General features: G+C 39.3%; 18 protein-coding genes. 9 read left to right on the forward strand and 9 right to left on the reverse strand.

Translation table 11 applies throughout. The annotated features are described in order from the left end of the window. Position 1: 1 nt before the first annotated feature. Complete coding sequence (locus PF327_RS10475; RefSeq protein WP_289402528.1) at positions 2-520, reverse strand: hypothetical protein; 519 nt, start codon at positions 518-520, stop codon at positions 2-4. Between the two features lie 91 nt (positions 521-611). On the opposite strand from PF327_RS10475, the gene mobB reads away from it, so the two are divergent. From mobB to PF327_RS10490, 3 genes are read left to right on the forward strand one after another with little or no spacing between them, the layout of a single operon-like run. Next, positions 612-1,109, forward strand: a complete 498-nt coding sequence (gene mobB, locus PF327_RS10480; protein ID WP_289402529.1) for a molybdopterin-guanine dinucleotide biosynthesis protein B — start codon at positions 612-614, stop codon at positions 1,107-1,109. 18 nt (positions 1,110-1,127) lie between these two features. Beyond that, the gene (locus PF327_RS10485) at positions 1,128-1,979 is read left to right on the forward strand and encodes a class 1 fructose-bisphosphatase (protein WP_008243365.1); all 852 of its coding nucleotides are present in this window, start codon (positions 1,128-1,130) and stop codon (positions 1,977-1,979) included. Further along, positions 1,979-2,176 (forward strand): hypothetical protein, encoded by a 198-nt coding sequence (locus tag PF327_RS10490; RefSeq protein ID WP_008243367.1) that lies wholly within the window; start codon positions 1,979-1,981, stop codon positions 2,174-2,176. The genes PF327_RS10485 and PF327_RS10490 overlap by 1 nt, the downstream gene beginning before the upstream one ends. Here PF327_RS10490 and PF327_RS10495 read toward each other — a convergent pair. Both PF327_RS10495 and PF327_RS10500 read right to left on the reverse strand, forming a co-directional pair. Then, the gene (locus tag PF327_RS10495; protein ID WP_008243368.1) at positions 2,173-2,421 is read right to left on the reverse strand and encodes a GIY-YIG nuclease family protein; all 249 of its coding nucleotides are present in this window, start codon (positions 2,419-2,421) and stop codon (positions 2,173-2,175) included. The two genes, PF327_RS10490 and PF327_RS10495, sit on opposite strands and share 4 nt — an antisense overlap. Positions 2,422-2,430: 9 nt before the next feature. Continuing rightward, the gene (locus PF327_RS10500) at positions 2,431-2,946 is read right to left on the reverse strand and encodes a hypothetical protein (RefSeq protein ID WP_289402531.1); all 516 of its coding nucleotides are present in this window, start codon (positions 2,944-2,946) and stop codon (positions 2,431-2,433) included. A gap of 160 nt (positions 2,947-3,106) precedes the next feature. Between PF327_RS10500 and metG the strand changes: the two genes are divergently transcribed. Beyond that, the gene (metG, locus tag PF327_RS10505; RefSeq protein ID WP_434481333.1) at positions 3,107-5,062 is read left to right on the forward strand and encodes a methionine--tRNA ligase; all 1,956 of its coding nucleotides are present in this window, start codon (positions 3,107-3,109) and stop codon (positions 5,060-5,062) included. A 2-nt stretch (positions 5,063-5,064) separates the two neighbouring features. Then, positions 5,065-6,045, forward strand: a complete 981-nt coding sequence (locus PF327_RS10510; RefSeq protein ID WP_289402533.1) for a hypothetical protein — start codon at positions 5,065-5,067, stop codon at positions 6,043-6,045. Positions 6,046-6,052: 7 nt separating this feature from the next. Here the strand turns inward: PF327_RS10510 and PF327_RS10515 are convergent, their stop codons facing one another. Further along, complete coding sequence (locus PF327_RS10515) at positions 6,053-6,715, reverse strand: class I SAM-dependent methyltransferase (protein ID WP_289402534.1); 663 nt, start codon at positions 6,713-6,715, stop codon at positions 6,053-6,055. Positions 6,716-6,776: 61 nt separating this feature from the next. Here PF327_RS10515 and PF327_RS10520 point away from each other — a divergent pair, with 61 nt between their 5' ends. After that, a complete protein-coding gene (locus tag PF327_RS10520) occupies positions 6,777-7,874 on the forward strand; it encodes a TRAP transporter substrate-binding protein (RefSeq protein WP_008243377.1) in 1,098 nt (365 codons plus the stop codon). Between the two features lie 13 nt (positions 7,875-7,887). Here the strand turns inward: PF327_RS10520 and PF327_RS10525 are convergent, their stop codons facing one another. Then, on the reverse strand, positions 7,888-8,814 hold the full coding sequence (locus tag PF327_RS10525) for a DUF234 domain-containing protein (protein ID WP_289402535.1): 927 nt from the start codon (positions 8,812-8,814) through the stop codon (positions 7,888-7,890). Between the two features lie 149 nt (positions 8,815-8,963). Between PF327_RS10525 and PF327_RS10530 the strand changes: the two genes are divergently transcribed. Beyond that, positions 8,964-10,394, forward strand: a complete 1,431-nt coding sequence (locus tag PF327_RS10530; protein ID WP_289402536.1) for a protein adenylyltransferase SelO — start codon at positions 8,964-8,966, stop codon at positions 10,392-10,394. 73 nt (positions 10,395-10,467) lie between these two features. Then, on the forward strand, positions 10,468-10,611 hold the full coding sequence (locus PF327_RS10535) for a hypothetical protein (protein ID WP_155993765.1): 144 nt from the start codon (positions 10,468-10,470) through the stop codon (positions 10,609-10,611). 23 nt (positions 10,612-10,634) lie between these two features. On the opposite strand, the gene PF327_RS10540 is transcribed toward PF327_RS10535, so the two are convergent. The 3 genes from PF327_RS10540 to trxC all read right to left on the reverse strand — a co-directional run bounded on the left by PF327_RS10540 (position 10,635) and on the right by trxC (position 12,429). Next, a complete protein-coding gene (locus PF327_RS10540; RefSeq protein ID WP_008243384.1) occupies positions 10,635-10,937 on the reverse strand; it encodes a hypothetical protein in 303 nt (100 codons plus the stop codon). A 10-nt stretch (positions 10,938-10,947) separates the two neighbouring features. Next, positions 10,948-11,874, reverse strand: coding sequence for a DUF234 domain-containing protein (locus PF327_RS10545; RefSeq protein ID WP_289402537.1), 927 nt, complete (start codon positions 11,872-11,874; stop codon positions 10,948-10,950). 126 nt (positions 11,875-12,000) lie between these two features. After that, positions 12,001-12,429, reverse strand: a complete 429-nt coding sequence (trxC, locus tag PF327_RS10550; RefSeq protein WP_289402538.1) for a thioredoxin TrxC — start codon at positions 12,427-12,429, stop codon at positions 12,001-12,003. 119 nt (positions 12,430-12,548) lie between these two features. On the opposite strand from trxC, the gene PF327_RS10555 reads away from it, so the two are divergent. After that, the gene (locus PF327_RS10555; protein WP_289402539.1) at positions 12,549-13,406 is read left to right on the forward strand and encodes a M90 family metallopeptidase; all 858 of its coding nucleotides are present in this window, start codon (positions 12,549-12,551) and stop codon (positions 13,404-13,406) included. Between the two features lie 131 nt (positions 13,407-13,537). Here the strand turns inward: PF327_RS10555 and PF327_RS10560 are convergent, their stop codons facing one another. Continuing rightward, complete coding sequence (locus tag PF327_RS10560) at positions 13,538-13,966, reverse strand: thioredoxin domain-containing protein (protein ID WP_008243398.1); 429 nt, start codon at positions 13,964-13,966, stop codon at positions 13,538-13,540. Positions 13,967-14,821: the final 855 nt, after the last annotated feature.

The raw sequence follows: 14,821 nt of genomic DNA on the forward strand, positions 1-14,821 counted from the left end.
ATCAGAACGCTTCTTTACTCAATACATATTTCGCCACTTTGGCGAAGTGTAACTCACCTTTTCCGTATAAGGTACTCTCAAAGAGAAGCGTGATCTTTTTATTTGATTCATGTGGAAAAGTAACGAGATAATAACTGCTCCAAGGGGTCACAAAAGATAATTTCTTTAACTGTTCATCCTCGTGGCTCAGTGCTTGGATAGATTTAGCTCTTTTCCCATTTAGAGTTAAGATATTTCCCTCACCATTTAACTCTCCTGATGCTTTATCTTCCACAGACAATCCTACGATAAAAACTTCATCTCGAGTATCATTGTTTTCAAAGTTCGGAGTATAAAGATAGGTTGCAGTCAACAAGACCTTGGTCTCATTATTTTGATAGAGTTGCGTCTTTTCTGTTTTTTGTAACTGCTTATGATAGGTCATTTTTTCACTATAGCTTGCGATCAAATCTGTCTCTTGTTTTGATGTGCAGCCAAAAAGAAGCATTATGGCTATGAACGATAAACATGACCTAACCATGCGTACTCCTTGTAATTCATACGGATTTTAACATACATTCAATAAAGATTAATGTATAATTCATTCAATCATCATTCAAGGAAATCATACTGTGAGTAAAAGAGTTGCTGTTGCATTTACCGGTCCTTCAAACAGTGGGAAAACCACTCTTGTAGAAAAAATTGCAAAAATATTGATAAAAGAACGTAAAGTTGCCATCATAAAAAATGACCCTAAAGACAAAGCACATTTTGATGTAGAAGGTAAAGACAGCCATAAATTCTCACAAACAGGTGCTGAAGTTGTTGTTACATCACCTACACGGACCACCTACTTCTCACAGAGAGAAAAAACACTCGATGATATCGTAGCCATGATCAATGACTTTGATATATTACTTGTTGAAGGACTGAAAACACTCCCACTACCGCGAATCGCTGTTTTCAGAAACAAGATCGACGAAAGTTATTTTTCCTGCAGTGAAGCCATAGCGATTGATGATACGATCGATATGGCAACCTATACGATGCCAGAGAGTATCGATATACTTGATCTAAATAACACAGATCAGATCATAGAGTGGATCCATGCCCATGCAAAACAACTATAAAGTAAAAGAGGATAAGAGATGTTAACCATATTTGAAACCATTGAAAAAATTGCGATCAAAATTGACCACGCCATTAAAACAGAAGACCTGGGATATAGTGACACAGAAAATACATCGGGTGAAGATCAACTGAAGCTGGATGTAAAAAGCGACTATATTGTAGAAGAGGCTTTTAAAAATGTCTCGATTGTCAAAGCTTTGGTGAGTGAGGAGAAAGAGGGTGTCTTGGCATTGCATGATGAAGGAAAATATACGATCTGTTATGACCCTTTGGATGGTTCAAGTCTTGCAGATGTCAACCTCTCTGTAGGGTCTATCTTCGGTATTTATGAAGGTGAACTGAAAGCTGAAAATCTTGTAGCTTCTGCCTATGTTGTCTATGGTCCGCGTATTGAACTTGTGACAGCAACAAGAGATGCCAAACCCAAACATTACAGAGCACAGGAAGGTCTTTTCAACTTTATCTCCGAGATCTCATTGGATGAAAAAGGAAAACTCAATGCGCCTGGCGGAACACAACAGAACTGGAGCAAAGTCCATAAAACATTTGTAGATGGTCTTTTTGCTGAGGGGTACCGTCTTAGATACTCTGGCGGTATGGTACCGGACCTTCACCAGATACTTTTAAAAGGTGGCGGGATCTTCTCATACCCTGGGACATCAGACAAACCAAACGGCAAACTCAGACAGCTTTTTGAAGTGATCCCTTTTGCCTTCATGTATGAACAGGCTGGCGGTCAGGCGATCAGTAATGAAGGGGTGCGACTGATGGAATTGATACCAGCTCATCCGCATGATACAAGCCCTTGTTTTTTCGGTTCCAATTATGAAATAAACAAACTCAAAGAAGCCTACGGGATGAAAGTATAATGTCAGATCAAATACTCGATGAGTGGCAGATCGCCCTGAAGCAGAAAAAATCCGAGTTGGAAGCCTGTCAGTCAGAGCATCAGGTCAAAAGCTGTATGAGCTGTGAAAAACTGCTTGATTGTGAGGTACGTGACAGCTACGTACAGGCTGTCTATGACAGTATGAGCAAAGGTTCAGGTGGAGGATTTGAGTTCTAAGATGAAGCTATCAGCTTCAACTTCTCTGCCCTGCTCATCTTCTTCTTGATCTCATACTCACGTTTAGAGGCTGAACTTCTATCTGCATATTCTTCACTATAAACCAAGTTAACGGGTCTTCTTACGCGTGTGTATTTTGCCCCTTTGTCCGAACCGTTGTGCTCATCGATCCTGCGTTCCAGTTCTGTGGCAATGCCCGTATAAAGTGTCTCGTCTGCACACTTTACTATATACACATAATACATTGCTTCTTTTTACTTCTCATCTTCTAAAGCATACCCTTTAAAATAGACACGATGAATCTCATATGAGATAAAGAACTTATCTGAATATATTTCAGTTTTAATGAGCACATCTTTCTTTTTTATTTCAAATTCACTGATAGATTTATAATAGAGTGTGACAATACTTGGTCTTGTTGTTATCTTATCACAATCCGCAACTTCTATATAATATTCCCGTTCCATATTTCTAAATTTATAGAACTCTTTATTTCCGATCTTATAACGCTTTTTATTGTGAAGCCGTTTCTTTTTGATCTCTTCACGTTTTTGGGTACTGAGTCTTTTTTCATTGATCTTGGCTAAGATCTTCTTTTTTTCTTCTTCCGTGAATGATCTTTTTTGACCTTTGAGCTCCTCTTCTGCTCTTTGGTGGATCAATCTTTCTTCATTCAACCTATCCATAATGAGTTGTTTTTCTTCGGCACTATAGGTCTTTTTCTTTGAAAAGCTCTTGATATCTAATATTTCAGTTGGATCTTTATCCATGCTTGTCCTTTTAGATCTTCCCTCTCCCATTCTATTCCATACGGTTATTATAGCATTAGATATATTATTTTATAATATCATCCATATTACAGCACTATTTGGCTAGAATATTTATTCAAATTTTACTCTACAAACTCATTTGTTTAAGGAACTACATACTATGTCATGTCACAAAAAATCTTACATTACTACTCCGATCTACTACGTTAACGACATTGCTCATATCGGTCATGCGTATACAACCATCATTGCAGACACACTTGCACGTTACTCGCGTATGTCAGGATTGGATACTTTTTTTCTTACCGGTACGGATGAACACGGTCAGAAAATAGAAGAAGCTGCAAAAGCAAGAGGAAAATCGACCCAAGCTTATGCAGATGAGATCTCAGCTACTTTTAAAAACCTTTGGGATGATTTTGACATCTCTTATGATAAATTTATCAGAACTACAGACGCAGACCACATGAAAGGTGTTCAAAAAGCCTTTTCGATCATGCATGAAAATGGTGATATCTACAAAGACACCTATAAGGGTCACTACTGTATCTCATGTGAAACCTTCTTCCCTGCCATACAATTGGTTGATGATGAATTTTGTCCAGAATGTGGTAAAAGCACGACTATAGTAGAAGAAGAGAGTTACTTTTTCAAACTCTCAAAATATGAGGACAGACTGCTTAAATACTATGAAGAACACCCTAATTTCATTTTACCTAAGAGTAAAAGAAATGAAGTGATCCGTTTTGTTGAAGGCGGACTACAGGATCTTTCCATTACTCGTACAAGTTTTGACTGGGGTGTGAAACTTCCAGAAGAGATGGATGACCCTAAACACGTGATGTATGTATGGCTTGATGCACTGATGAACTATGTCACGGCACTTGGATATGGGACAGATGAAGCGAACATGGACTACTGGCCGGCACGTGTTCAACTTATAGGTAAAGATATTTTACGTTTCCATGCCATCTACTGGCCGGCATTTCTTATGAGCCTTGACCTGCCTCTTCCGACACACATTGCTGCACATGGTTGGTGGACAAGAGATGGTGAGAAGATGAGTAAGTCCAAAGGGAACGTGGTCAACCCTAGAGAAGTGGCAAATGCCTATGGACTGGACAACTTCCGTTACTTTATGCTTAGAGAAGTGCCATTCGGCGGTGACGGTGACTTTAGCCAAAAAGCGCTCATTGACCGTATCAATTCCGACCTTGGTAATGACCTTGGAAACCTGCTCAACCGTCTTATAGGAATGAGCGGTAAATACTTTAACGGTACCGTAGACTCTGCACATGTATCCAAATACTATCAGGCAGAACTTGATGAAGTCCATGCCGCTTTAGACACTTTGGAACCACTGCTTTTTGATATGCAGATACACAGATACCTTGAAGAGCTTTGGAGACCACTCACGGTAGCGAACAAAGCCATAGATATGTACCAGCCATGGACATTGATGAAAGAAGGCAGAGAAGAAGAAGCGATGGCCCTTAACGGACTCATAGCGGCAATACTTGCAAAAGTGTCGATCATGCTTTCTCCTGTCATGCCTGAGGTGTGTAAAAAGATCTCTAATGCCCTTCACTTCACTATAGACAATGCTTCATGGAACAGTATGGTAAAAGATACCAAACTTCTTGAAACATTTACACTCGAAAAGATCGACCCTCTTTTCCCTCGTATAGAAGAGCCTTTACTGGAACAAGCAGAGCCTGTTGATGTCAAAGAGAAAGAGAAAGCACCTAAAAAAGAAGCGCCTAAAGAAGAAAAGAAGGAAGAAGGTATCGCACTGATAGGAATAGACCAATTCTTCCAAACTTCTCTCAAAGTCGGTACGGTTGTAAAAGCAGAGGAAGTACCAAAGAGTAAAAAACTTCTTTTACTGCAAGTCGATATCGGTGAAGATGCGCCTAGACAGGTTGTTGCAGGTATCAAAGAGTGGTATAGTGCTGAAGATATGCTCAACACACAAGTCTGTGTTGTTGCGAACCTTAAACCAGCTAAACTCATGGGTCTCAAGAGTGAAGGTATGCTTCTTGCAGCCAAAGATGAGAATGGTCTATGTATGATACGTCCAGAGAAGCCGAAAACTTCTGGAACACCTATAGGTTAAGTATGAAAATTGAAGATATTGTAAACCTCACAGAGGGAACACTCACGAATATTCCAAAGGTCCAGTCTATAGAGGCTGCAACGGTCTACTATTCAAAAATAGAGCATGGTGATCTTTTCTTCTCTTCAAATCAGGAAGAGATAGACCAAGCCATCGCAAATGGTGCCTATGCCATCGTTTATGCCGATGACAATATCGTAAAAAAGGATGATGAAATAGCCTGGATCAAAGTCTCAGATCTGCAGCTTGCAGCCATGAAACTCATCCGTTATGTGATCATTAGAAAAGAAGCAGAATTCTATCTGCTTTCAGAACATGAAATGACCTTTTTGAAGATGATACTTGTGCACAAGACCAACATTACCTTCATATCAAATGACTGGAGAAAGGCCTTTGAACAGATTCTGAACACTGAAAGTTCGCTTTTTGTTGGAACGGACAAGGAACTTCTAGAACTTATCAAACCTGACATTCCTAAACTTAATAAAGAGGTGGATGGATATGCCGTATTTGATACACTCTTTAGAACGACATTCAAGGTAGGCGGATTTGTCTATCAGGAAAAAGAGCTGATCCCATTCCATTTGGAGTATCTCCTTCGTGTGATAGACTTTTGTGACTCACATGAACTTACCTACTCAGTGGAGCGTCTAAAGTATACGAAACACTTTACACCGGTATTTATAGATGGAAAACTCAAAAGCACACAAGCAAGCAAGAGTGATAAGGTGGCAATATTTACTGACAACCTCTCAGATATCACCAAAGCAAGAGAATATGTCATGAGAAGTAATATGTGGGTCAAAAGTGTGGTTATGACACCGCCTAAGACCAAAGTACCCGGCATTGACCACCCGTATTGGTTTGCAACAAAAGAAGAGCTGCAGGAGCTACTCAAAAATATCCACTATAACTATGCATTCATCTACAATGCAGACAAAAGTATGTTACATACGATACAAGAAGAGTACTCACTCTTCTAACACTTTTTTACACTTGCAGTGACTGTGAGTGTAAAGCTTTTCTCATCAACACCATATTTTTCCCGTTATCAGCGATAACTTCAACACCATACTTTTTGCATAGTACTCTAAAAGTCTGAGCAGTAAAGAAGACAATATGTGTCGGGTCCTGATGGTAATACCACTTTTTAAACGCCTCTACATCATTGGGGTGAAACTGTGTCTGTATGGCCAGGTAACCGCCCTCTTCCAATCGTTCCAGGAGACTCTCAAATACTTCTCTGGGCTGATGCAAGTGTTCAAACACTTCTGTAGAGACGATCAGCTCATACTTTTTCTTCTCCTCTAAGGTGTCGGGATGATAGATAGGGTCATAGTAGTCACACGCTATACCTTCTTTTGTAAGTAGTGAAGCGAGCAAAGAGCTTCTGCCACAACCAAAATCAAGCGCTGTTTTCGGTTGGTTCACTAAAGGAAGTATAAAATCGATAAATCGCTGGAAATACGCCTGGTATCCTGTATCATTTTCATCATTTTCATGAAGGTTGTATCGTTCTTTTTGGGTACTGAGATCCTGGTAGTATTCAGGTGATTTAAAGATGTACTGACAAGCCTCACAATAGTAATAGGTGATATCCGTTTTTTCATGCTGAAATGACGCTGTTGGTTTATCGCAAATATGGCAGTTCAATCTACATCCTTTAATGAGTGTTATGTTACTATCTTATCTATTAATTCAAGGACAAAATGCAATGAGAAGAAGAGACTTTATCACCGGTACAGCCATAGGTGCTACGGCTTTAGCACTAAACGGATGCCATAGGGCTGAAGAAAAAACAGAAGGCAGTTCTGTGAATATAAACCGGGGGAAAAAAGTAACGCTCAAACTCGCCACTTCCTGGCCTGCACACTTTCCTATCATGGGGACAGGTGTAGACAGTTTTGCCAAACGCTGTGCTGAACTGAGTGGAGGCACACTGGAGATCAAAGTCTATGCCAAGAACATTCTTGTCCCTGCCCTTCAGGTTTTTGACTCTACTTCCGCAGCACAAATTGATGCATTTCATTCCGGTGTCTACTACTGGAAAGGAAAGAATCCTGCATTTTCGATCTTTGGGGGTATGCCTCTGGGGCTCACCAGCGAAGAGATGGTTACATGGATGAAGTTTGGCGGCGGGTATGAACTCTGGCGTGAACTATATGGTAAATTTAACCTCTATCCATTGATAGGAGGTACTACAGGACCCCAAATGGGAGGCTGGTTCAAAAAAGAGATCAACTCTCTTGCGGACCTTAAAGGCCTCAAGATGCGTATCCCCGGTCTGGGCGGCGAAGTGATGAAAAAACTGGGGGTAAACCCTGTACTACTGCCTGCTGGGGAGATCTATACCTCACTTGAACGCGGTACCATCGATGCAACAGAGTGGGTAGGACCTGCGCTTGACAGCATGATGGGCTTTGCCAAAGCAGCACCCTACTACTATACAGGCTGGCATGAACCAGGTTCGATACTGGAGATCACTTTTAACAAAGCCCGATGGGAAAAGCTGAGTAGCGAGCATCAAGCCATTATTACTGCAGCCAGTGAAGAGATGTCAGCAAACATGCTTCATGAATTTAGATACCAAAATGCAAAAGCACTGCAAAACCTTCCAGACAATGTAGAAGTACGAACATTTCCCAAAGATATGATGGATGCAGCCAAAGTAGCACTGGGTGAAGTACTGGATGCCCAAAGTGCCCAAAATGAAGATTTTAAACGTGTATTGAAAAGCTATAGGGATTTTGTCAAACTCAATCAGCCTTGGGATGATATCAGTACCAAGAACTTCTTAAATATCAGAGGGTAATCACCCCTCTCTTCTAATACTTCTTATTGGTATATTCAAGTAGATCTTTTTCACTCAGATCAGCTATCAAGCCGGTAAGGTTTCTCAATGAAAAAAGTTGCAACTTCTCACCTTTTTCCTTTTTGAGTTCAGATGAGAATTTGTTTTTAGAGAAGATGACAAACCTGTCGACATCCAGTTGCGCCTGTACACATTTTTCTTTAAGCTTTGTAAGTTCACTCTTATTGGCTTTTGACTTAGCGTACTTTGTGATACCTGCAATCATTTCTCCGGACTTTCTTTTGATCAAGATGTCAATCTCAACATGCTTGTCCCAATACCCGCCGATACCAACGATAGGATCACCCTCAAATGCATCTTTAAAACTCTTTTTGAGCATTTCAAATACCAATTGGTCATAGATAAGATTTGAAAATTCTGATCTTATACGTGACCAGTGTTCTTTCATCTCTGAATAGTCACCCTCTTTGATGCCTTTATAGTAAGGAGAGATGCAAGCGAACCAAAAACGCATAAAAGGCTGTACAAAGAGTAATTTATCCGAGTTTGCATCTGCCTCTGTCAGGGGCTTTTCTGTCGATCTGTCAAAGATCAAGAGGTCTTTTTTAATCAGCCAGTCTATCGCCTCTTCACCCTCTTCTCTCTTTACATTCGCTTTTTTAAAAGCAGAGAATTCTCTTCTATCACCTGATGCTATAGCCGATAAAAGAGAATGATAGATAGGTTTACTCTTTGTAATATGTGCAATGTCACCATGAATGTATCTGTAGTTTCTAAGCACTTTTTCTTCTATCAGTTCATCAATAGATCTGGAAAAGTCAATACGCCATCCCATACCGCCAAATACAGAAAAATACTCTACAGCCTGTTCAAAGTCAGTCGCATGGTTTTGGTAACAAAAAGAGCGGAAATGTTGTAGTAGTGTCGGATTTTTCTCCATCAGGAAACCTTTAGATTAATAGATAGATTATACCTAAGATGCTGTTATAACCTACCACTTTCTATCACTTTTATACAGTGATATCTTCTACTCACCTTTATTTTTAACTTTATAAGTGACTTCAAAGCTTTACCAGCTAATATGTGCATATGAAATTAAATGAATTACACGTAACCAACCCCTACTTAAAACTGCCGTCTGTGTGTTATGACAGAGTAACACCAACGCCTCTTGCAGAACCCTACCTTATACATGCCAACACAGATGTGGCTAAGGTACTCGATATTGACGAGACGGAACTCCAGACTGAAGCATTTGTGAAGTTTCTTAATGGTGAGTATCTAGCTGAAGGGTCAGAACCTTTTGCCATGTGTTATGCCGGGCACCAGTTTGGCTATTTTGTGCCTAGGCTTGGTGATGGCCGAGCGATCAATATCGGTACGATCGACAAGTATCATCTGCAGTTGAAGGGTGCAGGGATCACCGAGTATTCGCGTCACGGTGATGGACGTGCCGTACTGCGTTCAAGTATCAGAGAATACCTTATGAGTGAAGCGATGCATGGTCTGAGTATACCAACTACACTCTGTTTGGGGCTGATAGGGTCAGAACATGATGTGAGACGTGACAAGATAGAAAAAGGTGCGATTGTCTGCCGTGCGAGCTCGTCATGGGTACGTTTTGGTACGTTTGAATATTATGCCCATCAAGGAAAGTTCAAAGAGCTTGCTGCATTGGCTGATTATGTCATAGAGGAGAATTTTCCGCATCATAGTGGTAAAGAGAATCGCTATACCCTACTCTTTAATGATGTGCTGATCATCACAGCCAGGCTTATTGCACAATGGATGTCTGTCGGTTTTAACCACGGTGTTATGAACACGGATAATATGTCTATCGCCGGGCTGACGATAGACTATGGTCCCTATGCTTTTTTAGATGATTTCCGACATGAAAATGTATGCAACCAAACAGATGTAGAGGGACGCTACAGTTTTGCAAACCAGCCCGAAATCGCCAAATGGAATCTTAAATCACTGATAATGGCCCTTAGTCCATTAACCGATACAGATAAGATGGAAAAGAACCTGGCGATGTTTGATAAGATTTATATACGTTATTTTCACTACTACATGTGTAAAAAGCTTGGATTTGAAGGCACGATAGAAGGTGACCCTGAACTCATAGATGATATGCTGGACATGCTGGAGCAGCTGCATGTGGATTATACGCTCTTTTTTAGAACATTGAGTCACTATGAGGGAGATAGAAAAGCACTTCTCTCTACAGGGCTCTACCATGAACCTATGAATGCATGGCTGGACAGATATGATGCACGCATCAAAACCATAGATACAACAGAACGAAAAGAGCAAATGCTCTCTTCCAATCCGAAGTATGTGCTTAAAAACTATATGCTTCAAGAGGCTATAGACGCGGCTGAAAAAGGTGACTTCTCTGTGGTAGATGACCTCTTTCAAATCGCCCAAAACCCGTTTGATGAACATCCAGCATTTGAGCGATGGGCAGAGGCTACACCGCAAGAATTTAAAAATAAAAGGCTCAGCTGCTCTTCTTAACAAGGATAACTTTCAGAGAGTCAAAGCGTAGAGATGCTATACTAAACAAAATACGCTATACAAAGGAGACGGTATGAATCAGGACGAACTATTAGACCTATATCTTGAGAAGTTACGTGTATTATGTAAAGAAAAGCTTGAAGAGCGTGAGATCAGTGTCATAGAAGCATTGAAAGAATCCATACTCTATATTGAAGGTGAGATGCAGGAGTACTAAAGTACCCTCTCCCTTGCTGGAGATCAGCCAAACACCCCTCTTGTTGTCAATAGTGTTGCAAGCCCTACCATCATAAAAATACCAAAGAATTTCATATAGTACCGGTTGTTGATCATGGTAGAGATGATGGTTCCCGCCACCAACGCAACAGCCAAAAAACCATAAAGTACAAACATCAACAAGATGACCTCTTGAGGCAGTTCGAGAGGCTTTTCATCAGGGAGTACAAATGTCTGCAGTCCGATCGTCACGATCCAGATATAAAGCATGACAGAGAAGAATGCTGTCCAAAATAAAAACTGAATTTTACCGCTTCGTATGAGCATCTATTTTCCTTTAGTACTTTTTATTGGTATAGACTAACAAGTCATCTTTACTCAAGTTATCTAGTAACGAAACTAGATGTGTGTGAGATAAAAGTGTCAAGTCTGCATCTTTCATCTGCTCAAGCTCAGAAGAAAATCCATTTTTAGAAAAGAGTACATAATCCGTTATATCTAGTTCTGCCTTTTCACACTTCTCTTTAAGGGAATTTAACATGTTGATTTTTGCTGCCTCTTTAGAGTATTTGCACTCACCTGCCAACATCTTTCCTGATTTTCTTTTAGCGAGTATCTCTATCTGCACATGTTTGTCATAGTATGAACCTATGGAAACGATGGGGTCATCTACAAACTTTTCAGCAAAGCTTTGTTTTACAAGTTCTAACACCAACTGATTGCTCAGCAAGATAGAAAAATTAGCTTTTAGTGGATGCCATTTCTGTGTAAATTCACTAAAGTCACCATTAGAAATACTCTTATAATTGGGAGAGATCACAGCAAACCAAAAACGCATAAAAGGCAGTTCAAACAACACTCTATCCGACTTTCCATCACTCTCTTTTAAAGGTTTTTCCACTGAGAGATCAAATCTTAACAGACTTTTCTTTTCCAGGTAGTCTATGGCTTCTTCACCCCTGTCTCTACCCACTTTAGCTTTTTTAAAGGCCTCATACTCATGGTTCACACCCAGTGCCACGAGTGATAACAACATATGGTAGACAGGGTTGTTATGTGTATACCTTGTCATACTTTTATGAAGAGGTTCATAGTTACGCAGTATTTTTTCCTCTATGAGTGCCTCTACACTCTTAGTAACATCTACACTCCACCCCGTCCCGCCAAACACAGTAAAGTACTCTAAAGCCGTATCGAAATCTCTGATATTGTTCTGGTAAGCAAAAGAGCGAAAATGTTGTAAAAGTGTTGGACGTTTTGACATAGAATGACCTTGTATTGATAAATGAATTATAGCTAATGTTTACAGTTGGAATAACCCCTATTGTCATTAGGTAAAAGTGATGTCAGAGATACTAGCATCCTTCCCCTAATGAATACGTATTTCTCATCAAAGATATTGCTTGACCCACTCTTTTATTTGCGAACTGCTGCGTGCTCCAACAAATCTGTCTATCTCTTTTCCCTCTTTAAAAACAAGCACCGCGGGGATGCTTGCTATAAGAAGCTTAGAGCCTAAGGTTTGTTCATCATCGTTATTGATCTTCAAAAATTGTGCTTGCAGCGGCATCGCCATCGCTGCTAGTTCAAAATGTGGTGCCATGGCTATACATGGTCCACACCAAGGTGCCCAAAAATCTACGATCACAGGCAGATCAGAGTTTGTTATGAAGTTTTCTAGAATGTTGGCATTCCCATCAATGGGCCTAGAGTCTAAAAGTGACTCTCCACACTGAGTACAGTTCTCTTCTGAGTATGACTCTTTTTTCTCTATACTACTTACTTCAAGACAATGGGGACAAACAACATTTATATTCATAAATCAACACTCCAATATTTTATACTATCGTAGACATTATAGCGTGTAACATCATAAATACCTGAAGCTAAAAGTGTTACACTTATAGTGATTCACTTTTATTACAAGGTTTTTCGGCAATGGCGAGCTATTATCTTCTACTCATACAATTTCTTTTTGCACTTATCGCGCTCTTTTTGTTTTGGCAAAGTGTAGGTTACTTTCGTCGTATGTGGAGATACAAGAGACTCAAAGTTATGCCCTTTCCAAGATCCTATGTGACCATACTACAAAACATACAACAGTACCAGAAACTCACACCCAAACAAAAAGAAAAACTCCACGTTATGATACTTCTTTTCATAGATCAAAAAGAGTTCGTAGGTGCCAAAATGAACATCAATGATGAGATAAAAGTCACCATCGCATTTTATGCCTGTCTGATGCGGCTTGGATTTGAACTGGGTGAGAAAGACCATGTCAGCACCGTTATAGTCTACGCCGAGCACTTCATCGTAGATGACTCACATACGATTGATGGCATACACCACACACGCACATCAGTCCTCGAAGGGCAATCAGCCAATGGCACTGTAGTCATTTCATGGCAGGATATAGCACAAAACATAGCTAAGCCGGGGAAAGAGAATGTCATCATCCATGAGTTTGCCCATGAGTTGGATTTTGAAGATGGACTTGCAGACGGTACACCTCTTTTGGAAACTTCAAAGTATCAAAAATGGTCTGAAGTTTTCTCTAAAGCTTTTAGGACATTAAGAAACCTTGAAGAGAGGCAAAAACATTCAGAAGGGCTCATACTTTTAGGTAACTATGCTCTCACGAATGAAGCTGAGTTTTTTGCAGTATGCAGCGAGCGCTTTTTTCAGATACCTAAAGCGTTCAAAAATCATTTTCCTGATGTCTATGAAGAACTTAAACGCTTTTATAGACTTGATGCAGAAAAGTTATACTCATCACATCCCGATCATAATGGATGATGTTTTTATGTAATCTACTTAATACCTTCACCATCGCCAAAGTATCAATCTTGCAGTACGCTAAGAGTGCTTTTCTCATCTTCTTTTTTAGGTTGTCATTATCACCTGACACCTATTTTTTCTTTAAACCATTAAAGATACTTTTCAACCCATTTTATGATCTGCTTACTACTGCGTGCACCGGTAAATCTATCTATCTCTTTTCCATCTTTAAACACAAGTACCGCAGGGATATTTACTATAATGATAGTTGGGTTTTGTATTTGAGCGTTATCGTTGTTTATTTTTAAAAACTGTGCTTGTAATGGCATAGCCATAGCTGCAGCTTCAAAATGAGGTGCCATCGTCAAGCATGGACCACACCAAGGTGCCCAGAAGTCAACTATAACAGGTAGATCAGAAGTATGAATGAAGTAATCCAATATAGCTAAATTAGCATTCAGCGGCTTACTTTCTAAAAGTGATCCTCCACACTCTTTACAATGTTCAGTAGTGTATGTCTCCTTCTTTTTTACACTGCTTACTTTAAGACAATGGGGACAAACTACATTGATATGCATATCGCGACACTCCAATTTTATTTAGTAAATATTATATCTAGTATAGATCAGAGTTTATAACCTCTTTCATTTGTCCTATTATGACCAAAACGTCTGAACATAATAAAAAATGTTTTATTCTTAAAATTATAATGAACATATATGCCTGCATCAAAACAAATCTTTATGACTATAAAAACGATTAACGACCTTGCAAAATTGGCAGATTACTCATTCATGACGGTATCCAATCAATACTATAAATGATCAACGGGTATAATAAACAAAAAGAAAGGATTGTAATTATGACTACTTTATTGATGATTATTTCAACTATCGTGATTATCTATGTCGCTGTAATGGTAGTGAGTATAGTGAAACAAAGAAAAAACAAAGAATATGATGGTTAAGGGAGTATAAGAGAATCAAACACTAGCTTATAGCAACTACTATTATAAAGTAAACACTTTTCGGCTTAGCTATCATTCACCCTACCACTATACCTCTTTGAGAGGTTAGGATCAGTTTAAACTTCTCTCAACTTCTACAACACCCCAACCATCGCCAAACTATCAAGCTTTCAGTACGCTAAAAGTGCGTTTTGCATATCTACTTTCCCGATAAATTTGGTGAAATATACTACAAAATTTCAGGAACAAAAGTCGAAATGAAAAACCTTATAAATTTATATATTTTATAAGGTTTTCTTCTGAAGGTTAAGTTAATATTTTACTCTAGTGTTTTTAATTAATAATTCCATTCAAAATCACCATCAATAATATTTTTGTCAATTAATATTTTTCTGATTTTTTTGAATTCATTATTGCTGATAGGCAACAAATCAAATATAAAAAACCAATATGTTTTGAATCTATT

Origin of the sequence: Sulfurovum xiamenensis, assembly GCF_030347995.1 — a bacterium.
In the GTDB taxonomy this organism is placed as follows: Bacteria; Campylobacterota; Campylobacteria; order Campylobacterales; family Sulfurovaceae; genus Sulfurovum; species Sulfurovum xiamenensis.